General features: G+C 58.6%; 19 protein-coding genes. 12 read left to right on the forward strand and 7 right to left on the reverse strand.

The genetic code is table 11. From position 1 onward, the window contains the following. Positions 1–26: 26 nt before the first annotated feature. Positions 27–362, reverse strand: a complete 336-nt coding sequence (locus tag K3180_RS01115; protein ID WP_221537814.1) for a tRNA-binding protein — start codon at positions 360–362, stop codon at positions 27–29. 85 nt (positions 363–447) lie between these two features. On the opposite strand from K3180_RS01115, the gene K3180_RS01120 reads away from it, so the two are divergent. Continuing rightward, entirely contained in the window at positions 448–1,671 is a 1,224-nt protein-coding gene (locus tag K3180_RS01120; protein WP_221537815.1) for an MFS transporter, read from the forward strand. A gap of 101 nt (positions 1,672–1,772) precedes the next feature. On the opposite strand, the gene K3180_RS01125 is transcribed toward K3180_RS01120, so the two are convergent. Both K3180_RS01125 and K3180_RS01130 read right to left on the reverse strand, forming a co-directional pair. Then, positions 1,773–2,030, reverse strand: a complete 258-nt coding sequence (locus tag K3180_RS01125) for a hypothetical protein (protein ID WP_221537816.1) — start codon at positions 2,028–2,030, stop codon at positions 1,773–1,775. 55 nt (positions 2,031–2,085) lie between these two features. Beyond that, entirely contained in the window at positions 2,086–2,697 is a 612-nt protein-coding gene (locus K3180_RS01130; RefSeq protein WP_221537817.1) for a TetR/AcrR family transcriptional regulator, read from the reverse strand. A gap of 119 nt (positions 2,698–2,816) precedes the next feature. On the opposite strand from K3180_RS01130, the gene K3180_RS01135 reads away from it, so the two are divergent. Next, a complete protein-coding gene (locus K3180_RS01135; protein WP_221537818.1) occupies positions 2,817–5,147 on the forward strand; it encodes a TonB-dependent receptor in 2,331 nt (776 codons plus the stop codon). A 60-nt stretch (positions 5,148–5,207) separates the two neighbouring features. Here K3180_RS01135 and K3180_RS01140 read toward each other — a convergent pair whose 3' ends face one another. Next, entirely contained in the window at positions 5,208–6,557 is a 1,350-nt protein-coding gene (locus K3180_RS01140; RefSeq protein WP_247710213.1) for a sulfotransferase family protein, read from the reverse strand. A gap of 86 nt (positions 6,558–6,643) precedes the next feature. Here K3180_RS01140 and serS point away from each other — a divergent pair, with 86 nt between their 5' ends. Genes serS through K3180_RS01155 form a run of 3 tightly spaced genes read left to right on the forward strand, consistent with a single transcriptional unit; the run spans position 6,644 to position 9,856 of the window. Then, on the forward strand, positions 6,644–7,924 hold the full coding sequence (gene serS, locus K3180_RS01145; protein ID WP_221537819.1) for a serine--tRNA ligase: 1,281 nt from the start codon (positions 6,644–6,646) through the stop codon (positions 7,922–7,924). Further along, entirely contained in the window at positions 7,921–8,685 is a 765-nt protein-coding gene (gene surE / locus K3180_RS01150; RefSeq protein ID WP_221537820.1) for a 5'/3'-nucleotidase SurE, read from the forward strand. Before serS ends, surE begins: the two co-directional genes overlap by 4 nt. A 43-nt stretch (positions 8,686–8,728) precedes the next feature. Beyond that, positions 8,729–9,856: a potassium channel family protein gene (locus tag K3180_RS01155; RefSeq protein WP_221537821.1), complete on the forward strand. Its 1,128-nt coding sequence runs from the start codon at positions 8,729–8,731 to the stop codon at positions 9,854–9,856. Between the two features lie 8 nt (positions 9,857–9,864). On the opposite strand, the gene K3180_RS01160 is transcribed toward K3180_RS01155, so the two are convergent. Then, entirely contained in the window at positions 9,865–10,275 is a 411-nt protein-coding gene (locus K3180_RS01160) for a DUF1761 domain-containing protein (RefSeq protein ID WP_221537822.1), read from the reverse strand. An 87-nt stretch (positions 10,276–10,362) separates the two neighbouring features. Here K3180_RS01160 and rimO point away from each other — a divergent pair, with 87 nt between their 5' ends. From rimO to eda, 7 genes are all read left to right on the forward strand, one after another. Continuing rightward, a complete protein-coding gene (gene rimO / locus K3180_RS01165) occupies positions 10,363–11,742 on the forward strand; it encodes a 30S ribosomal protein S12 methylthiotransferase RimO (protein WP_221537823.1) in 1,380 nt (459 codons plus the stop codon). Between the two features lie 237 nt (positions 11,743–11,979). Further along, positions 11,980–14,325, forward strand: coding sequence for an EAL domain-containing protein (locus K3180_RS01170; protein ID WP_221537824.1), 2,346 nt, complete (start codon positions 11,980–11,982; stop codon positions 14,323–14,325). Positions 14,326–14,550: 225 nt separating this feature from the next. After that, positions 14,551–15,348 carry a transglutaminase-like domain-containing protein gene (locus K3180_RS01175; protein WP_221537825.1) on the forward strand — a complete coding sequence of 266 codons (798 nt, stop codon included), beginning with the start codon at positions 14,551–14,553 and terminating at the stop codon, positions 15,346–15,348. Positions 15,349–15,442: 94 nt separating this feature from the next. Beyond that, positions 15,443–16,891 (forward strand): glucose-6-phosphate dehydrogenase, encoded by a 1,449-nt coding sequence (gene zwf, locus K3180_RS01180; RefSeq protein ID WP_221537826.1) that lies wholly within the window; start codon positions 15,443–15,445, stop codon positions 16,889–16,891. After that, a complete protein-coding gene (gene edd / locus K3180_RS01185) occupies positions 16,884–18,695 on the forward strand; it encodes a phosphogluconate dehydratase (protein WP_221537827.1) in 1,812 nt (603 codons plus the stop codon). The genes zwf and edd overlap by 8 nt, the downstream gene beginning before the upstream one ends. Before the next feature lie 4 nt (positions 18,696–18,699). Beyond that, positions 18,700–19,668, forward strand: coding sequence for a glucokinase (gene glk, locus K3180_RS01190; RefSeq protein WP_221537828.1), 969 nt, complete (start codon positions 18,700–18,702; stop codon positions 19,666–19,668). Then, positions 19,665–20,279 carry a bifunctional 4-hydroxy-2-oxoglutarate aldolase/2-dehydro-3-deoxy-phosphogluconate aldolase gene (gene eda, locus K3180_RS01195; RefSeq protein ID WP_221537829.1) on the forward strand — a complete coding sequence of 205 codons (615 nt, stop codon included), beginning with the start codon at positions 19,665–19,667 and terminating at the stop codon, positions 20,277–20,279. The genes glk and eda overlap by 4 nt, the downstream gene beginning before the upstream one ends. Here eda and tilS read toward each other — a convergent pair. Further along, the gene (gene tilS, locus K3180_RS01200) at positions 20,276–21,262 is read right to left on the reverse strand and encodes a tRNA lysidine(34) synthetase TilS (protein ID WP_221537830.1); all 987 of its coding nucleotides are present in this window, start codon (positions 21,260–21,262) and stop codon (positions 20,276–20,278) included. The genes eda and tilS overlap by 4 nt on opposite strands. Position 21,263: 1 nt before the next feature. Beyond that, positions 21,264–22,148, reverse strand: a complete 885-nt coding sequence (locus K3180_RS01205) for a tetratricopeptide repeat protein (RefSeq protein ID WP_221537831.1) — start codon at positions 22,146–22,148, stop codon at positions 21,264–21,266. Positions 22,149–22,190 lie beyond the last annotated feature (42 nt).

A 22,190-nucleotide genomic window follows, 5' to 3' on the forward strand; every position in this document is an offset into this window, starting at 1 on the left:
CCGGCCGGTTCTTCACAACTCCCCGTTCAGGCCAACCGCGCGCCATCGGGCACATCGCCCGGAGAAGCTAGTACGATCCTGCCTTCCTCATCCGGAAAGCCGAGTACCAAGACTTCCGACATGAAAGGTCCGATCTGGCGCGCCGGGAAGTTGACCACGGCCATCACCTTTCGCCCGACCAGAGTCTCGCAAGAGTAATGTTCGGTGATCTGAGCAGAGCTCTTCTTCATGCCGATTTCGCCGCCGAAGTCGACGAGCAGCTTGATGGCGGGCTTGCGCGCTTCCGGGAAAGGGTCTGCTCGAACAACCGTGCCGCTGCGGATATCCACCTTGAGGAAATCGTCGAACGTAATCTGATCCATTCGCGATGATTAGAAGCGCATATCGGTTTTGTCGAATGGCAGACACGGGTTGAAGCCGGAGCATTGCAGGAATACGGGCTAGGCGATGCTTTCCCCCGCCTTCCCCGCGCGCACCTTGTTGCTGGCGATCTTCGTGCTGATGGCGGGAAGCGGGTTTCTTTCGACGCTGATTGCGATCCGGCTTGAACTGGCAGGGGCTTCGGCACTCCTTATCGGATTGGTGGCGACGAGCTATTTCGGCGGTTTGATGGTCGGGTCTCTCCGGGTGGAGGGGGTAATCGCCCGTATCGGGCATATCCGGGCATTCGCAGCGTTCGTGACCGTGTATTCCGCCACCAGCCTGTCTTATGCCATTCTGGATTATCCCGGCATATGGATCGTCCTGCGGTTCCTCGATGGGTTCGTGATGGCCGGAGTGTTCGTCTGCCTTGAGAGCTGGCTGAACCAGCAGGCAAGCCCCCAGAACCGAAGCACGGCTCTGGCCGCGTATATGATCGCGCTCTATACCGGGCAGGCGTCAGGACAATTCCTGCTCAACCTGGGTGACAGGTCTCCCGACCTGCCTTTCATGGTTTCGGCAATACTCCTGTCGATCGCCTTGCTGCCCGTACTGCTCACCCGGATGGAACAGCCGAAGATCGAAGCCATCACCCCCTTTTCGATCCGCCGACTTTACAGGGTTTCGCCACTGGGCATTGTCGGCACGCTGATGAACGGAGCAATGCTGGGGGCGTTCTACGCGCTCGGCGCGGTGTATATCCAACGCATCGGCATGGAGCTTTCACAGGTCGCGCTTTTCACCTTCTGCGTGATCGCAGGGGGCGTAGTCCTGCAGTATCCGCTCGGCATCCTGTCCGACCGTTTCGACCGGCGGCTGGTGGTAATCGCATGCTTTCTCACAGTCGCGGCGATCTGTGCCCCTCTCAGCCTGTTCGTTCTGCCCGCGCCGGGTACCATCGCTCTGGGGAGCCTTTTCGGCGGCTTTGCCTTCGCCCTCTACCCTCTCTGTGTCGCGCATTCTAACGACCATCTGGACGAACAGGAACGGGTGGGGGCGAGCAGCGGGCTGGTCCTGACCTATTCGGCTGGCGCGATCGCGGGACCTCTGCTCGGGTCTGCAGGCATAGGCATTCTAGGCCCCTCGGGGCTTTTCGCAGTGCTCGGGAGTCTTGCCTTGATCGGCGGTATTTTCGGGATCTGGCGTAGCTTCGCCAGCGATTCGGTCCCCGCAGAAGATCAGCAAGCCTTTCAGAGCCTGCCGCGCACGACTCCCATGGCGTCCGTTCTGGAAGGGGAGGACAGCAGATAGCTTCCGACGGGCCTGCATCTTGGACAGAGCCCGGTCGACAGTCTTCACGCCATTAAAAAGGCCGCCCATTTGGACGGCCTTTCGGTATCATAATCAAGCTATCATGCAGCGGCGGCAGTATCGTCGGCCTTATCGGTCCTGGCTGTGGTCTTAGGCACCGTTTTCTTACGCTCATTCTTGTCGAACATCTTCTTGGCAACATAACCACCGACGCCCAGTGCCAGCATCGCAGGCAGGCTCATTCGGCGGAGTGCCGTTGCAGCAATTACGCCCAATGCCGCACCGCCGGGGCCTCCGATACCACTGGTCTTCTTGGCGAGCTTGTCGCCCGCATATGCTCCGATAATCTTGCCGATCATGTAGATTCTCCTTTGGTCAATCAACGGCGTTGACCGGCAAGCGTTCCTGCCCCGATCAGCCCTCGATCCCCGTGCGAAGAAAGCGGTTTGCGATCTCGGCAACCTCTCCTGGGCCCGGGTCTCCGTCACGGCGCCAGATTGCATAACGAAGTCCGAGGAACACGTTCATTCCCATGAGCGACCACGCCTCGATCTCGCCCAGGTCGCTGCGCATTGCCCCACTCTCTGCGCCCCTCCGCAAGCGCTCGAGAATGCGTGTGCCGACCGTTTCATAGTGGCTACGGTAACTGTCCGGATCCACGAACTCGGCCTCGTCGATGATCCGATAGACCTCCTTGTGTTCGCCCGCGAATTGAAGGAACGCCTCAAGCGCAGCGCGTTCGATCTCGAGCGCCTGCATATCGGGACGGATCGCTTCGCGCGCCGCAAATTTCACGGCCTCGCTCATGTCCGCGACCAAGGCGCGGAAGATTTCGTCCTTGCTGTCGAAATAGGTGTAGAAGGTTCCGAGGGCCACACCTGCACGCCGCGTTATCGAACTGATCGACGCTTCGTGAAAACCGTGATCACCGAATTCGCCAGCCGCCGCATCCAGCAATTTACGCAGCGTCTTGCGCCCTCGCTCGGTTCGCGGCGCCTTGTGATCTTCCGTCGCGCTTGCAGCCATTTCCGTCCCTCCAGCCTCTCTTGGCTAGGCACCACAGGCGTCTCTTGCAAGAAGAAACTTGAAAGGTGGTTCAGTTTTCAATATTGGTAGGTGAAAGAGATATATTTGGGAGGGAATCAATGAGAACTCACAGCATACGGCTCGGCGCAGCACTTCTTGCGGGAACCGCAGTGGCAGCTTGGGCAGCACCTGCCGCCGCACAGTCCGCGCAGGATATTGAATCGGAAACGGTGTTGAGCGAGGACGCCTCGCAAGCCGATGACGACGGCATCATCGTAGTGACGGCTCGGCGCCGTACAGAGCGCATTACCGATGTTCCGATCGCGGTAACAGCGCTCTCCGGCGAAGAGCTTAGCCGGGGCGGCACACTTGAGCTGACCGAGATTGCAGACGAGGTGCCTAACCTGACGCTGGAAGTCAGCCGCGGCACCAACACTACGCTCACCGCCTTCATCCGCGGTGTCGGCCAGCAGGATCCTGTCGCCGGATTCGAAGCGGGCGTCGGACTTTATGTCGACGACGTATATCTGAACCGGCCACAGGCTGCCGTTCTCGATGTATATGACGTCGAGCGCATCGAAGTGCTTCGCGGACCGCAGGGCACACTCTACGGTCGCAACACGATCGGCGGCGCAATCAAATATGTGACGGCGAGGCTCCCAGACGAAGCGCAGGTAAAGATCCGTGGGACCTACGGTTCCTACGATCAGGCCGATCTTGTTGTCTCTGCATCAACGCCGGTAAGCGAAAGTTTGCGCATCGGTGCGAGCGGCGCACGCCTCTCCCGCGGAGGTTTTGGCGAAAACCTCAATCTCGGCACTGAAAACTACAACAAGGACGTTTGGGCTGCACGCGGAACGATTGAGTTCGATAGCGGCCCGCTGTTCGTGCGCCTTTCGGGCGACTACGTTAAGGACAACAGCGAAGCGCGCCAGGGTGGACGTCTCTTGTCTGGCGCGTTTTCCGGCGCGCCTGTGCTCGATAATCCGTATGACACCCGCGCGGGCTTGAACGTGGTCGACCAAGAGGTCGAAGCTTATGGCGGTGCGCTCCAGATTGCCTACGAACTCAGCGATACGCTGACGATAAAGTCGATCACGGGCTACCGCGAGGATGCCTCGACCAGCCCAATCGATTTCGACAGCCTGCCAGCGGCCGATCTGGACGTTCCGGCAATTTACGAGAACGATCAGTTCAGCCAGGAATTGCAACTCTTGGTCGAAGGTGATCGCCTCTCCGGTGTACTCGGCGCCTATTACTTGGACGCCAACGCGTTCACGGCGTTCGACGTCGCGCTGTTCACGACTGGAGATCTTCTCGGCCTCCCGGGACTCAATGCCCAGACGCTCGGTGATGTTAAGACGGAAACCTATTCGGTATTCGGAGACTTCACTTATGACCTGACCGACCAGCTCAGTATTTCACTGGGTGGCCGCTACACCTGGGATGAAAGAAACAGCCGCATCTTGCGCACCACCTTTATCGGCGGCTTTTCGGATCTTTTCGATGGAGAGGGTGTGCCCATCGTCGTTACCAGCGACTTCGAGGGGAGCGCGAGCTTCAAGGAATTCACGCCTCGCGCTTCGATCGCATTCAAACCGAATATCGATCAGACGATCTACCTTTCGTATTCGAAGGGCTTCAAGGGTGGTGGATTCGACCCGCGTGGCCAGACGAGCGCCGCCCCCGATATTGATGAAGACGGTGATGTCGATTTCGATGACCAGTATGAATTTCTGAGCTTTGAACCCGAAACAGTCGACAGTTACGAACTGGGCTGGAAAGCAAGCCTGCTCGATAATCGTCTGAACATCGCACTCGCAGGCTTTATAGGCCAGTACAAGGACGTCCAGATCCCAGGCTCCATCGGCTTCGACAGCGACGGCGACGGGGTCAACGACAGCTTTATCGGCGTCACCACCAACGCGGCAAGCGCTGACATCAACGGAATCGAGTTCGAAGGAAATGCACTTGTCGGGCGTGATTTTGCAGGCCCCGGCAGCCGTCTGACATTCAACTGGTCGCTCGGTTACCTTGATGCAGGCTTCAACGAATACATCGACAATTTCGGAAACGACGTTGCCGACCAGCGCGTCATTCAGAACACCCCTGAATTCACGGTCCACAGCGGTTTTGACATTGGCATCCCCGTGGGCGGAGGCATCATCGACTTCCTCGGCTCGATCACGATGCGTTCGGACACCAGCCAGTTTGAGCTGCCCGGACCGCTTGACCAAGATGGCTATGAACTGGTCGACCTCGGCCTGGTCTATACCGATGATAACGATCGCTTTACTATCGGGGTCCATGCAAAGAACATCTTCGACGAACGCTATATCGTCTCGGGATACGACTTCGTGACCGGCACAGTCCTAGGCCTCGAAGGCAACCTGACTGCCTTCTACGGCGACCCTCGCCGCGTTTTTGTTACCGGGGAAGTCAAGTTCTGAAAATTTGATCGAACTGCGCATGAGAGGCGGCGGCCGGGCAACCGGTTCGCCGCCTTCTTTTTATCCCGCTGCGATCGCCGGACGTGCTGCTCGCACATTACCTTCCACCGGAATGCGGTAAGTCCTCGCATATTCTCCCAGCCGTTCGTAGACCTCGCCTTCTCCAAGGCCGAATTCCTCGAGCGAATAGGAATGCGGGACACGCTTCGATTCCGCTGTCCGCGCGATATAGGCTTCCATTCCCGGCAACGCCGGTGCGATGTCGAGATCGAGAAAGCGATAGATACGCACCATCGATGATCGCCAGTCATTGTCCATGTCATCGTACTGAACGTCGATCATCCGCTCCGCCGGTATGCTTTCGCGGGCGCTGCGCATACGTTCGATCATCAGTTCTGTCTTGCGCAGCCACTCGCGTCCATGCGGCTGCGGCATGACATCGTCGGAGTAGATAATGGTCTGGTTCCATGCGAGCGATGCCGCACTCCCCACCACGGATTTCGGATCGCGATGGGTGAAGATCAGCCGCGCATCGGGAAAGACCTCAAGCAGGGCGGGCAGGTCCAGCATGTGTTGCGGGGTCTTGAGTATCCATGGCCGGAGCGAGCTTTCCTGCTGAGACCACCCGATCAGGCGCAGGAGATTGGCCATGTGACGATAGGCAGGTACGGCGCTCTCTTGCTCGCACCAGCGGGTGTAGGTCGGCACCCGCCACTGCGCTTCGAACTTCATGCCGTAGAAGCTGGCGGCGATGAGCCCCAGTTCCTCTTCGGGTTCGAAGGGCCCGGTCGGATGGATCGATAGCGTGCGTGGATTGGCCAGCCGCGCAACCTTCAGGATCCGCCTGGCGAGGATGGGACGAAAATCCTCCTTCTCGCCTGCCATGACCTCTTCGAAGTCGGGGCGCGGTACCGGGCTGATCGTCTCGAAACTTCGCAGATGGGCAAATCGTCGGTCGGCCGACATAAGCCGGTGGAGCCGCGTAGTGCCCGAGCGCATCGGCCCCACTATCACTACCGGATTCCTGATCGGACGAGCGAGGATTTCAGGATGCCGCTTGTACCACATCTGTGCATACAGCCGATCGCGCAGCAGGTGGTGGAACTGCTGCATCGCCGAAAAGTCGCCAGCCGCGTTCAAGTGGGCTTCGGCGCGCACGGAATCGAGCAGCATGTCGAGTGGCTGCGTGAACCATTCGTCCCCGAAATCGTCTAGGCCGTATGCATCCGCAACCTCGCCTATCAGATCGTCGCGGCTCCATCTGGCATTCTGCACCAGACCGAACTTTCGGCCGATCCTGATGCCCGCGTCGACCATATCGATGAAACGGCTGCGTCGCGGAGGTACGTAATTTTGGCTTTGCAAGTCTCTCGGCCTCGTCTTCTGATCGGCGGTCGGGAGGAACGCCATAGACAGACAAACCGTCTGCAATCCAATCGGTGCCAGACCTTTTCTGCACTGGAAATGAAGCCCGGCAGTCGGCATAGCGCCAGCCCATGCACGATATCGCTTTCATCCGGACCAACCCCGAAGCCTTCGATGCCGCCATGAAGAAGCGCGGCGCGGACCCTGTCGCCGATCGTATCATCACCCTCGATGCCAAGAAGCGCGAGGCCCAGACTCGCGTGCAGGAAGCGCAAAGCCGCCGCAACGAAGCCTCCAAGGCGATCGGCCAGGCCATGGGGCAGGGAGACAAGGACAGGGCGGAAGCGCTCAAGGCAGAGGTCTCCGAAATCAAGGCAAGCATGCCGCAATGGGAAGAGGCCGAGTATGCGGCCGGCACCGAGCTCGAAGACTTGCTCGCCCGCCTGCCCAACATACCTGCAGAAGACGTGCCAGAGGGTGCGGACGAAACCGATAATGTCGAAGTTGCCACCTGGGGCGATAAACGCAATTTCGACTTCGAGCCGATGGAGCATGCCGATCTCGGGCCCGCACTCGGAATGGACTTCGAAACCGGTGCAAAGCTCTCCGGTGCCCGCTTCACATTCCTGCGCGGTGACATGGCCCGCCTCCACCGTGCCCTCGCCCAGTTCATGCTCGACACGCATACGCGCGAGAACGGCTACACCGAATGCAATCCGCCCGTACTCGTCAACGACGCGGCGATGTATGGCACCGACAAGCTGCCGAAATTCGCAGAGGACAGCTTCAGGACCACCGATGATCGCTGGCTGGTCCCCACTTCGGAAGTCAGCCTGACCGCTTCGGTGGCCGATCAGATCCTGGGCGACCTCGCCGAACCGATCCGGCTTACAGCCCATACGCTCTGTTTCCGCAGCGAGGCGGGCGCAGCCGGACGCGATACGCGCGGGTTCATCCGCCAGCACCAGTTCGAGAAGGTGGAACTGGTCAGCATCTGCCGCCCCGACGACAGCGCCGCCGAGCACGAGCGCATGGTTCGATGCGCTGAACACATACTTGAAGCGCTTCATTTACCTTATCGCCGAGTGTTTCTTTGCACCGGCGACATGGGATTCGGCGCGCGCAAGACCTTCGATCTCGAAGTCTGGCTCCCGGGCCAGGGGGCCTATCGCGAAATCTCCTCCTGCTCGAATACCGGCGATTTCCAGGCTCGCCGCATGAATGCGCGCTACCGTCCCGAAGGCGAAAAGAAGACCCGTTACGTCCACACCCTCAACGGATCGGGCCTCGCCGTAGGCCGCACCTTGGTCGCGGTGATGGAGAATTATCAGAACGAGGATGGCAGCGTCACCGTCCCGCAATGCCTTGCCCCCTATATGGGCGGGATCGAAAAGCTGGAGCCTGCGGCGTGAAAATCCTCCTGACCAATGACGACGGCGTCCACGCCCCCGGCCTCGAAGTGCTGGAAGCGATTGCGCGGCAGTTTTCCGACGATATCTGGATCTGTGCCCCGGATGAGGAACAGTCCGGAATGGGCCACGCGCTCACCCTCACCCGCCCGGTCCGCCTGCGAAAGCTTGGCGAGAGGCGCTTCTCCGTCACCGGTACGCCTACCGATTCCGTAACCATGGGCCTCAGGCAGGTCATGGACGGCCCGCCCGACGTGATCCTTTCCGGCGTCAACCGAGGAGCCAACCTAGGTGATGACATTACGTACTCGGGTACGGTTTCCGCTGCGATCGAAGGCGCACTCGCGGGAATCCGGTCGATCGCACTAAGCCAGGTGATCGGCCGCGAAGACGCGGGCGACGACATGTCTTTCGCTGCAGCGCAGGAGTGGGGCGCGAAAGTACTGGCCCCCCTGCTGGATACCCCCTTGCCGGAACGCACGCTGGTCAATGTGAACTTCCCTCCACGCGCACCCGCAGATGTGAAGGGCATTCGCGCAGTCTCGCAGGGCTTCCACGATTATTCGCGCGGCACGGTCGTGGAAGGCCGCGATCCTCGTGGGTTCCGCTATTTCTGGTTCGGCCTGCAGGCCATCGAACACACACCCGACCATGGGACCGATCTGGAAGCGATTGCAGACGGTTACGTCTCGGTCACCCCGTTACAGCTCGATCTGACGCATCACTCCTCTCTGGAAGCGCTCGGGCAGCGTTTCCAGAGGTGATTGCTATTGACCGCGTCCATGTGCTCGCGCACCTAGGCGCCGGATGAGCGAGAGAAAGCAACTCGACCGTATTACTCCGGGTGGCCGGACCAACCGGGTATATCGTGGCCCGCGATTCCAGCCGCTGCGTCGTGCGACGAGAATTCCCGTCTGGGGCGATCTGGGAATCCGGTTGGGGCTGGCGCTATTCCTGATATTCGTGGTGGTCATGATCCACTGGTGGGATCGGGAAGGCCTGGTCGACAATCTCGACGGTGAGGTCAGCTTCCTCGACGTCATCTACTTCACCATGATATCCATCACCACGACCGGCTTTGGCGATATCGCGCCCATTTCGGACCGCGCGCGACTGGTGGAAGCCGTCATCGTGACACCGGTACGTTTCGCCGTCCTCTTCATTTTCGTGGGCACGGCCTACAACTTCCTTATCAAACGAAGCTGGGAGAAATTCCGCATGGCCAGAATCCAGGAACAACTCAGCGACCATATCGTCGTGCTGGGCTATGGAATTTCCGGCAGCGAGGCTGTCGCCGAGTTGATCGAACGCGGCACCGATCCAAGCACGATCGTCGTGATCGATCCTAGCGAGGAAAGGCTTCACGCCGCAGAATCCCTTGGCTGCAACGTTATGGCCGCCGATGCCACGCGTGACGAGACCCTTAAGGCAGTTCGCATCAGTGAGGCTCAGAACGTACTCATCTCCGCCGGCCGCGACGATACCACGATCCTGATAACGCTAACCGTTCGTGCCCTTGCTCCGCATGTCCCGATCAGCGTGGTAGTACGCGCGGACGACAATGAATCGCTTGCTCGTCAGGCAGGTGCGAACAACGTCATCAATCCTGTACGTTTCACAGGCCTGTTGCTCGCCGGCAGCGCCAAGGGCGAACATATCGCCGAATATCTAGCGGATCTCGCCAGCATTTCCGGCCGCGTGCAACTGGTCGAACGCAAGGTGACCGAAGAAGAAGTCGGCTGTGCCATCAGTGAATTGCGGACCGGCGGCAGAGGACTGCGCGTCTACCGCGACGGGCGCGCGATTGGGTTCTGGGAAGAAGAGTGCGAAAACCTGAAGGCCGGCGATATCATCGTCGAAATCATCGCCACCCCGAATGGCGAAAGCAGGGGCGACGGACACATCAAGGATGATGTCCTGCGCCAAGGCGGCTGAGCAATCTCTCACCTCATTAGAGCGTGCACCAGTCCCATTACGGTATAGAAAATCAGCCAATAGCCAGCGTCGATCCAATAAAGCGGCCGCTGTGCCCCCTGAAACAGATAATTCGTCCACAAAGCGGGAACGATAAACCCGAGAGCCACGCCAAAAGCAGTGAGAATTTTGACGAAGTCGCTGAGATCGATGGCGTAGCTCGCGAAGGTATGTGCCAGAGTCCAACTCGCCAGTAATGCGAGCAGGAAAGTGCATCCGTAGGTCTTGACCGGATTGATGTTTTTGAGATCGTCTGCCGTCTTGCCGACGGCCAACATCCAGCGCTTGCCCATGACGGGGCCATACCAGATACCGCCGACCAGAAATCCGCCAAGCGCCGCCAAGACGACCGCCAACCAGTTCACATCAAGAAGATTCATTTCCCTCTCCCCCTTGGGCAACCCATGGTGATACTAGCGTAAAGCGGCGAAGCCGTGTAGGGCCGCGCCCGATTCACGGACATAGCTATGAACACCTTTACCACCTCGATCCCCGACCAGAAAAAGGTCGGAATGGTTTCCCTCGGCTGCCCGAAGGCACTGGTGGACAGCGAACGCATTCTAACCCGCCTCCGCGCAGATGGCTATGCGATGAGCCCCGATTATGCCGGTGCCGACGTCGTATTGGTGAATACCTGCGGCTTCCTCGACAGTGCGAAGGAAGAGAGCCTGCAAGCTATCGGCGAGGCTATCGCTGAAAATGGCCGGGTAATCGTGACGGGCTGCATGGGTGAGGAAGCCGATGCGATCCGGGCCGCGCATCCGCAGGTACTGGCAGTGACCGGCGCGCACCAGTACGAACAGGTTGTAGAAGCGGTGCATCAATATGCCCCGCCTACCCAAGGACCTTTCATAGACCTGATACCCCAGCCCGACGTGAAGTTGACGCCGCGCCATTACAGCTATCTGAAGATTTCCGAAGGCTGCAATCATTCCTGCGCTTTCTGCATCATTCCGGATCTGCGCGGGAAGCTCGCCAGCCGCCGGATCGATGCAGTGCTACGCGAAGCGGAAAAGCTGGTTGAGGCCGGCACCAAGGAACTGCTGGTGATCAGCCAGGATACGAGCGCCTATGGCGTCGATACGCGTCACGAGAGCCGTCAGTGGAAGGGCCAGGATGTTCGGGCCCATATGACCGATCTTGCGCGGGAGCTTGGACAATTAGACATTGGCGGAGGCACCCCGCCATGGGTGCGCCTGCATTACGTCTATCCCTATCCCCATGTCGATGCAGTCATTCCGCTGATGGCGGAAGGTCTGCTGACGCCTTATCTCGACATTCCTTTCCAACACGCAAGCCCCAAGGTCTTGCGATCGATGAAACGGCCGGCGAACGAAGCCAAGGTCCTGGAACGGCTGAAATCATGGCGTGAAATATGCCCCCATATCGCCATACGGTCGAGCTTCGTGGTCGGATTTCCCGGCGAAACCGAGGAAGATTTCCGGTATCTGCTCGATTGGCTGGAGGAAGCGCAACTCGATCGCGTAGGTGCTTTTCGCTTCGAACCTGTGGAAGGGGCGCAGGCCAACTCTCTTCCCGACCCCGTTCCCGAAGAGGTCAAAGAAGAGCGTTACGCGCGTATTATGGAGGTTACCGAACGGATCAGTGCCGCCAAGTTAGCCGCCAAGGTAGGAAAGATCCTGCCCGTAATCATCGACGAAGTAGGCGAACCGGATGAGGATGGCGATATCGGAGCCACGGGCCGTAGCGAAGCCGATGCACCCGAAATCGACGGCGCAGTCTATCTACGTAATGTTCCGAAAACGATAGCTCCTGGAGATATCGTGAATGTCGAAGTTGAGGACGCCGATGCCCACGATCTTTTCGGGGCGATTTACGAAAAATAGCTATTCGCAGACGTTCCGAACCGACCATTAAGGAAATCGCACACGTGGTAAGAGTTTGTTTAAAATAGGAAAACTGCGACAAAGTCGGATGTTTTCGATTATCTGGAGCCGCGATTCTTAACCTGTTTTGCTGCTGCGGCTTTAACCACCGGAAAGCGCGGATTCTCGTCGGTTGGTGAAAAAAGTGACCTCCGCGTCAAAACATTCTTAAACCTAATCTGACCATACGTGTGCGAGATGAACCTCGTCCGCACCTTGGACCGCGCCCAAGCGCGCTCATTCAAGTCGCTCGGCAGCCTGCCGAAGGGCGTACTTGAGAGATTGAAGCATCTTTCGATCAGCAGCTTCGTGGCCCTCGTCCTGTTTGCAACCCTTTTTCTGGGTCCTGTGGATCAGCTCAGTTGGGTTTTTCAATCGAAATTCGTCAGCCACTCACCCTCTGGCGATATTGTTTTCATCGGGGCAGAACGGAATATGGCCGACCCGCAACTCCCCTCGCGGCGCGAAGATCTCGCCGAAGCGCTGGCTAAACTCGATCATCAGGGGGTCGGGAAAGTTTATATCGACATTGCCTTCCCAAAAGCATCCACCTCTGCATCAGCAGATCGAAAGCTTGCAACCGCAATCAATGCGCTTGGTGCCCGTGCGATTATCGTCGACCGGATTGATCTCAACGGAGTAAACAACGCCAGGGTTGTTACCACCCTGCCCGAAATTGCTGGACAAGCAAAGCGGGTAGTTTCTCAGCGTTCGAGCAATTGGATGGGCTTCACTTGGACCAGCGAATTTGCTCATAGCGTTCGCGGCGGGCGCTTCCCGTCACTATCTGCATCACTGGCCGGCATCGAAGATACGCGTCCCGGCTCGTTCCAGATCGATTATTCGATCCCGCCCGAAGACATGGCATCCTTATCTCTGGCTGATATCGCTGCGGACGGTAATGTGCTCAACCTTGTGGGAAGGACAGTTGTCATTGGGGAAGATGCTGGACTTTCGGAATCTCAGCAGCGTGTCCCCGGACAATTTTCGGTCCCATATAGTTATGTCGCGATCTATGCGGCGGAAACTCTTAAATCGGGCCGGACTGGCTACTTGCCTGCAGTTCCCGCGATCATAGTCTATTTGCTGCTCTTCGCTTCGATGCTGATTGTCATTCGTCGACGACAGCATCGCCAGATTGGCTATGCCATACTCGCCACAATAATCCCGCTGACGCTTTATGGCGGCAGCCTTATCGGCGTCAGAATGGAGCTGTCGTACTGTGCCGCGATCCTGATTGTCTATGGGACACTTCGATCACGTGCGCGCTGGCAGGACCGGGTTGCATTAGTCGACAACGAGACAGGCCTTCCCAAACTACGAGCGCTAGAACTGGAGACATCTCAGGACATCCATGCCCGCGGTCATTTGGTTGTGGCGCGCATCCATGGATATGAGCATGTCTTGAAAACTCTCTCTCGCGCCGAACGGGCACAGTATATTCTTAAGCTGGTTGATCGTCTCCGTGCAACCGATGGGGAACTGGCCATCTATTCAGAGGGTCACCACCTGGCTTGGCATTCTGAAGAGGAAGACAGTGCCACATTGGCTGAACACCTCGAAGGGCTACGCGCGATGTTTGCCGCGCCGCTCAATGTGGCCGGTTCATCGGTCGACGTCGGTATAAGCTTTGGAGTTGCAAGGCTGGATGGAGATCCTGCGGCACGCTTGGCTGCTGCGGTAGCAGCAGCGGAAGAAAGCTCAGAGGCCCTGCAACCTATAAAAATTGCAGAGAGTAGCTCGCGCTTTGACGAATTGTGGGATATTTCGCTGCGCGCTCGCATCGACGAAGCAATGTCGGCCGGAGAGATTTTCTGTGTCTACCAACCAAAGGTGGATACGCGGAACGGTACCATGACGGGCGTAGAGGCGCTAGTTCGCTGGCAGGACCCTGCACGCGGATTCATTCCTCCGATGCATTTTATCGCTCAGTGCGAAAAAGCGGGGCGTATGGAAGCGCTGACAGAATATGTCTTCGAACACGCCTGCGCAGCCGGTCGTCTGATGCATTTCCGTGGACGTTCAATCACAATGTCGGTCAACATCTCCGCCACGCTGCTGTCCGACATGCGGATCGTCGGCATGGTGCGCAACGTCTTGCAGATGACAGGGTTCGACCCGCGGTATCTGGTTCTGGAAGTTACCGAAACATCGCGGATCGGAAATCTAGCAACTGCGGAAACGGTACTGAACGAACTTAGAGCACTCGGCGCTCGCATTTCCATGGACGATTTCGGTGTTGGCGAGACCAACTTCGAAACTCTTTTAGAGTTGCCATTCGATGAACTGAAGATCGACAGACTGTTTGTTGCGAACATGGCCAAAAGCTCGAAAGCTAAAGCGATCGTAGCAAGTATCGTGGACATGGGTCGGCATGCGCGAATCGGTGTGGTGGCCGAGGGTGCGGAAGACACTGAGACCTTGAAAATGCTAACGGAAATGGGCTGCACACATGTCCAAGGTTATGTTTTGGCAAGGCCTATGAGCCTAGAAAATCTCTTGAAATTCAATGAGTTGGAAAATATCGGCGCTTTAAAAGCATAGTTAACGCTTTACAAACAAGCATGGTTAACAGATTATTGCTTCCTGTCCGTCAACAGGAGGCAAATATGTGGAGCATTTGGGATTGGCTTTTCGGCAAGGAAAAATAGATCTTAGCCGATCGAAGTTTAAGTGATTGGGGCCCCTTAATCGGGGCCCCTTTTCTTTGCTCTGGATGGGTATTGGCTCGTTCAGGAAACAGAGCATGATATCCTGCGTTGGGTCATCATGCCCATCTCCATCCAATCCACCTTTTCATTTACTCTCCCGCACACGACCGATGTCCTCCTCCAGTTCGAAGCCGCAGCAATTCCCGAGCAGCGGATAGTCACGACAGACACTGAACTGACCCAAGCGGGTCATTGTGCCAGGGTCCCTGCGCAAGATGAAATCGGCGAGCGTATCTGGATCAGGGCGCGAGGCAATTTCGAGGTTTCCTATAGCGCCGAGATCGAACTTGACCGCCAGCTAGCCGACTTGTCCGCTCTTGATCGACTCGCTCCACACGACACGCCCGGAGAAGCAGTCGAATATCTCTTCGATAGCCGCTACTGCCCGGCCGATCGCTTCCAGACCTTTGTCGAAGACGAGTTCAGGGGAACGGATGGTGGCGCACGCATCGCGGCTATCTGCGACTGGATGAAGAGCAAGTTGACATACGCTCCCGGCGCTTCCGGGCCCCAAACCACCGCCCTGGACAGCTTCATCGAGCGCCGGGGCATCTGTCGCGACTATGCGCATATCCTGATCGCCCTTGCGCGTGCCAGCACCATCCCTGCTCGTTATGTCGCGTGCTATGCGCCGGGTGTCGATCCGCCCGATTTTCATGCCGTGGCGGAGGTCTTTCTGAACGATCCGGAAACCGACGGTGGCGGCACATGGCAGCTCGTCGATGCTACCGGCATGGCCGATCCGGCGCAGACGGTTAAGATCGGCGTAGGCCGGGATGCCGCCGATGTCAGTTTCCTGACCAGCTTTGGTATCACGGAGTTCGGCGACAAGCATGTTGCCGTGACAGCAGGCTGATCGCTTCAAAAGAATAGGAATGCGGCGCTCTGGTGCTGTACCGACAGCGCTGATAACCCGCCCTCATGGGAGATTCACTACCGATGGCTGGTACATGGCGGAAGTAAAATTCGAAGCGGACCGCCTCCTTCTGTTCGGGGCTACGGGCGACCTGTCCCAGCGCATGTTGCTTCCCTCGCTCTGCGCGTTGCACGCCGACGGCTTGCTCGATGCCGACCTGCGTATCGTAGCCACCGCACGATCCGAAATAACCACTAAGGAATTCCGCCAGTTCGCACGCGAGGCGCTTGAAAAATACCTCCCCAAGAACCGGCGCGGTCCGATGGCCGATTTTCTTAACCAGCTGAGCTACGTGCCAGTCGATGCCACAACTCCGGAAGGCTATGATGAGCTGGCGAAGGAAGTCGGCGAGTACAATGGCCTTGCGATTTTTCTTTCGACTGCGCCCAGCCTTTTCGAGCCAACCATTGCGGGACTAAAAAGGGTCGGCCTGACTAAGGGTAACGCCAGGATTGCACTTGAGAAGCCGCTCGGCACTGACCTCGCGAGCAGTTGCGAGATCAACGATGCAGTTGCCAAGGCATTCAGCGAAGATCGCATTTTTCGCATCGACCACTATCTGGGCAAGGAAACCGTCCAGAACCTTTTGGCACTTCGTTTCGCCAATATCCTGCTCGAACCAGTTTGGAATTCCAACTACGTCGAACATGTCCAGATAACGGTCGCCGAAACCGTCGGCCTGGAATCGCGCGTTGCTTACTACGATGACAGCGGGGCGCTGCGGGATATGGTGCAGAACCATATGCTCCAGCTGCTCGCGCTGGTCGCCATGGAACCGCCAACCTCGTTCGAGGCTACTGCAGTTCGGGACGAAAAGGTAAAGGTCCTGCGGGCATTGCGCCCGGTCAAGGCAGAAGAGGTCGTCACCGGCCAGTATCGCGCCGGCGCGGTCGATGGCAAAAGCGTGCCTGGTTACGACGAGGAACTTGGTAAAGACAGCAACACCGAAACTTACGTCGCCTTGAAAGCTCATGTCGACAATTGGCGCTGGCGAGGGGTCCCCTTCTACCTGCGCCACGGCAAGCGCATGCCCGAGCGAGTGACGGAAATCGTGGTCCAGTTTCGCAGCATCCCACACTCCATCTTCGAAGGCCGCGGCGTGCGAACCGAACCGAACCGGCTGGTTATCGAAATCCAGCCCAAGGAGAACATCCAGCTGACGATGATGGCCAAGGTCCCCGGATTGGGCAACGATGGCCTTCGCTTACGTCCTGTACCGCTCGACATCGCCATGCCCGATGCCTTTGCAGACGTCGTACGCCGGATTGCTTACGAACGCCTGCTGCTTGATCTCGTCCATGGCGATCAGACACTCTTCGTCCGGCGCGACGAAGTGGAAGCGCAGTGGGAATTCATCGATCATATTCGCGCGCTCTGGACCGAGAATGCAACGCAGCCAAAGCCCTATGCCGCAGGCACCTGGGGCCCGAGCGCGGCCATTGCGCTCGCTGAACGCGACGGGGTAACCTGGCACGATGACTAAGCTCAACGACACCATTCACCGCGTCACGCAGCGTGTCATAGACAATTCGCGCGGATCGCGCAGCGCCTATCTCGAGTTGATGGACCGCGAAGGCGACCGCCAGGTCAATCGCGGAACGCTTTCCTGTTCCAACCTTGCCCACGCCTATGCCGGAGCGGAGGAGGATCAGAAGGCGATCATGCTGGCACGGGGACCGAACCTCGGCATCGTTACCGCCTATAACGATATGCTTTCCGCGCATCAGCCTTACTACCGCTATCCCGAGCGGATGAAAATCTGGGCGCGAGAGGTTGGTGCCACGGTTCAGGTTGCTGGCGGGACGCCAGCCATGTGCGATGGGGTGACACAGGGCGAAGATGGCATGGAATTGTCGCTTTTCAGCCGCGACACCATAGCCCTTTCAACTGTGGTGGCACTGAGCCACGCCATGTACGATGGTGTCGCCCTCCTTGGCATCTGCGACAAGATCGTCCCAGGCCTTCTTATGGGCGCGCTGCGTTTCGGCCACCTGCCCGCAATCTTTGTGCCGTCCGGACCGATGGGTACGGGCATTTCCAACAAGGAAAAGCAGCGTACTCGCCAGCTCTACGCCGAAGGCAAGGTGGGCCGCGAGGAACTGCTCGCCAGCGAGATGGGCAGTTACCACTCTCCCGGCACATGCACTTTCTACGGAACCGCCAATTCCAATCAGATGATGATGGAGATGATGGGGCTCCACGTCCCGGGCGCGGCCTTCGTGCCCCCGGGCGCGAAGTTGCGGCAGGAGTTGAGCCGCGCGGCCACCCACCGCCTTGCCGCACTGAAAAAGGATGGCGATGATTTCCGCCCGCTGGCGCGTGTGGTGGACGAAAAGGCGATTATCAACGCGGCGATCGGCCTGCTGGCTACGGGCGGATCGACCAACCATGCAATCCATATACCCGCCATGGCGCGGGCTGCAGGTATTCAGTTCGACTGGAACGACCTTGCAGAACTGTCCAGTGCCGTTCCGCTGGTTGCGCGGGTTTATCCCAATGGATCAGGCGACGTGAATCGTTTCCACGATGCCGGCGGTATGGCTTATGTCATAGGCACCTTGCTGGACGAAGGCCTGGCGCATGATGATATCCTGACAATCTGGGACGGCGGGTTCGAGGCCTACGCTCGCGAACCTGGCATGGATGGGGATGACCTCGCCTGGCGAGACCCTGGCCCTAGCGGTGACCCAGAGATGCTGCGCCCAGCCTCCGATCCGTTCCAAGCCGACGGCGGGATGCGGCTGGTGGAGGGAAATCTCGGTCGTGCGTGTTTCAAGTCATCGGCAGTCAAACGCGAACACTGGTCGATAGAGGCTCCTTGCCGCGTTTTCGAAACCCAACATGCCGTAAACGAGGCCTTCAAAAAGGGCGAACTCGACCGCGACGTCGTAGTTGTTGTCCGTTTCCAGGGGCCGCGGGCCAACGGAATGCCGGAACTGCATAAACTTACTCCAGCCCTGGGTGTCCTGCAAGATCGCGGTTACCATGTTGCTCTTGTGACCGATGGGCGCATGTCGGGAGCGAGCGGCAAGGTCCCCGCCGCAATTCACTGTACGCCCGAGGCGCTCGGCGGCGGCCCATTATCGCGCCTGCGAGACGGTGACATTGTAACGGTCAGCGCAGAAACGGGAACTCTTTCCACCACTGCAGATCTGGACAGTCGCGAGCCCGCTCCGCAACCCCATACTCAGAGCGGGATGGGACGCGAACTCTTTGCCATGTTCCGCGCAAATGCCGATGGCGCCGAACAAGGAGCCTCCTCGATGCTGGCAATGGCAGGATTGTAAGGCCATGGATCTCGTAACCGTCGACATCGGAGGCACCCACGCCCGGTTTGCGATCGCAACAATCCAGGCAGATGGCACAATCGATCTGGGGGAACCGGAAACGCTCCACACCGACGACCATGCAAGTTTCCAGACGGCCTGGGAAGATTTCCGTGGACGCAATGGTGGCAGCCTGCCACCGCGCGTGGCGATGGCTATTGCCGGACCCGTGGGCGGCGAAGTCATTCGGTTTACGAACAATCCGTGGATTATCCGGCCTGCATTGGTGAAGCAGAAGCTCGGCGTCGAAGCCCAAACCATAGTCAATGATTTTGAAGCAGTTGCACACGCCGTTGCGCGAGCCCCGGAAGACCAGTTTATCCATCTGACCGGCCCCGACCAGCCCCTCACCGAAGATGGAACCATAAGCGTACTTGGCCCTGGAACCGGACTGGGCGTTGCCCATCTCTGGCGCAGCGGCAATGATTATCGCGTACAGGCAACCGAGGGCGGTCATATCGATTTCGCCCCGCTCGATAGCATCGAAGACGCTATCCTTGCTCGCCTGCGCAAGCGCCATAACCGGGTCTCGATCGAACGGGTCGTTTCCGGCCCCGCCATCGTGGACATATATCAAACGCTTGCTGCGATGGAGAATCGCAAGACCCGCGACGAAGACGATATCGCCATCTGGACACGCGCCATGCAGGACGAAGAGAGCCTGGCCGCCGCGGCACTCGATCGCTTTTGTCTGTCATTGGGAAGCGTGGCCGGAGATATCGCGCTGGTCCAAGGTGGCTTTGGCGGCGTGGTGATCGCGGGCGGTCTGGGTTACCGGCTCCGGAACCAATTGCCCAAATCGGGCTTCGCGCAGCGCTTCCGCGCCAAGGGTCGTTTCGCCGAATTGATGGCAACTATCCCGGTAAAGCTGATTACTCATCCACAGCCAGGCCTTTTCGGCGCTGCTGCTGCTTTCGCGAGAGAACACGCATGAACAGTATCGCCAGCATCATGAAGACCGCTCCCGTGATCCCGGTCATCGTTGTAGACCATGTGGAGCATGCAGTTCCTCTAGCCCGGGCACTGGTGGCCGGGGGCTTACGCGTTCTGGAAGTCACACTGCGCACGCCTGCCGCACTCGAGGCGATCCGGGCCATGAAGGAAGTCGAAGGGGCCATCGTGGGTGCCGGTACGGTGACCAACGAAAATGAATTGGCCGATGCTATCGAAGCGGGGAGCGAGTTTATCGTATCGCCGGGCTTGACCGAACCTCTCGGTAAGGCAGCTATCCGCGCGAATATTCCCTTCCTCCCCGGTATTGCAGATGCGGGTGACATCATGCGCGGGCTCGACCTTGGGCTCACACATTTCAAATTCTTCCCGGCCATGGCGGCGGGTGGGCTTCCAGCATTGAAGGCGCTCGCCGCTCCTTTCAGTCAGTGCCGGTTTTGCCCGACCGGGGGGATCAGCTTGGACAACGCACGCGAATGGCTTGGCTTCGAGCCTGTCTTGTGCGTGGGGGGAAGTTGGGTCGCGCCGCATGGAGCCATCAATGCGACGGAGGTCGAGAAAGTCGCGCGCGAAGCCGCGGCTTTGTCAGGCTAATGGGTCAGGCGCGGATTCTCGGGACCAAATTTCCAGATGGCCGTGCCATTCTCTTCGCCAGGAATCGCCTGAATACCACCGATGTTGATCGACTGACCGTCGATTAGTTCCGTAGCCATACGCACGGCATCCCCGCGCGAGATAGACTTGCCCATCTTATCGTAAATCATGACAATCACCTCGCCCCAGAAGGATGGGCGATAGATGGATGAGCGTGCAAACGGACGATAGCTGAAAATGCTGCCGTCACGGCTTCCCGCCAGGTCCATATCTTCGGCAGCTAGCCCAAGGATGCTATCTTCCATCGCCGCCAGTACCTGCGCAGATCGCGCCACACCTTGAACATCGATCCAGTCGGCTTGCTCGAGAGCCTGCCGCATACGGACGCGATCGAACCGCCGGTCAATATTGGAGGGGTCCTGCACGGCTTCGAAGCCGCTTGCTAGAACAACCTGCTTGAGTGTGGTGCGCTTCCAGCCGAGCAATGGTCTGAGCAGTATCGTCTCACTCTCTGGCATCGTGCCGGACGCGCGAATTCCAGCAAGGCCCGACATTCCGCTCCCGCGATTGAGGCGCATCATGATCGTCTCGACCTGATCCTCTAAATGATGCGCTGTGCAAACGCTGTCTATGCCGCGTTGTTTTGCCCATTCCGACAAGACGGAATAACGCGCTTGCCGCGCTTGATCCTGGACGTTCCCATCAGCCACCTGGATCCGCAAAATCTGGTGCGGGACCCCCAGCCTTGCACAAATCGAAGCCGCCGAACGGGCCTCATCCGCGCTTTCCAGCCTTAGACCGTGATCGACAGTCGCTGCTTCGACGCGATTGGGAAAGGCCGCATGGGATAGCAGCAGAAGTGCGAGGCTATCCGGCCCGCCCGACAGCGCGACTCCGATTTGTTCATCCGGATCGAGTGCTCCTCGCCAGAGAGACGAAAGATCGGCCCGGAACCGCTCGACCAGCTCCGGATCGACAGTCATGTCAACCGCACGTCACTTTGCTGCGAGCCGCCGCATATGCTCCCTGCAAGCGACCGCTCGCAAGCGCTGGGTAGGTTTCACCGAACTCCGACAATGCGATACAGGCGCGCTCGGTATCCTTCAACGCGATCATCGCCTCGGCGAGAAACAACAGGCTATCGCCGGCTCGCGCACCGTTCTTGTCGGCCTGATAGTTGCGCAGGAACCAGGGAGCCGCTTCGGCTGGCTTTCCATCATCCAGATAGGCTCGGCCCAGCAGGTTACGTCCATAGCTGGTCCGGAAATGGTTCGGATACTCCTCGATGAACATTGTCAGTTGCTGCTGAGCTTCGGGATAGAAGCCCGCGTCCCACAGCCGAAAGCCGTAAGAATATTCGTCGTCGCCAGCATCGTCGGTTTGCGGCTTGGCAATAGCCTGGACAGCCGCGACACGTGCAGGATCAGGCGTTGCAACCGGCTCCGCCGCTGAACCGGCAGTAGGGGAGGAATTTGTCCGAACCGGAGCCGGTACCGGTGCACGGGTTGTTTCCAATGCTTCTACCCGCCCTTCGAGCAACCGCACGGCATTCGCCCCCTCCTCGTATTGTGAAGTCAGCCGCTGGAGCTGGCTTTCGAGGGCATCCAGCCGGGCAAGGATATCGGTAACCGCCGTTGTCGAGGGGGCAGGCGATGTCGCAGGCGCGTTATTCGTAGGAGCTGTGATCTGCGGCTCGAAATAGCGTCCATCGCCGCCGGGGAACACTTTGCGCTGGAGGGCACGGACCTCCGCTTCCAGCTTACGGATACGTGCTTCTTCGTTGTCCTGCGCCGCGAGAGGCATGGAGGTGGCGATGAGGGCCAAGGCAACTCCGCCAAGGCCGAAAGCACGTGCGCTGCGTGGGATCATGGGAAGGTTCCTTGCTGGAAAATTCATCGATGCGAAAAGTGC

The sequence above is a fragment of the Qipengyuania huizhouensis genome (genome assembly GCF_019711635.1).
Lineage (GTDB): Bacteria > Pseudomonadota > Alphaproteobacteria > Sphingomonadales > Sphingomonadaceae > Qipengyuania > Qipengyuania huizhouensis.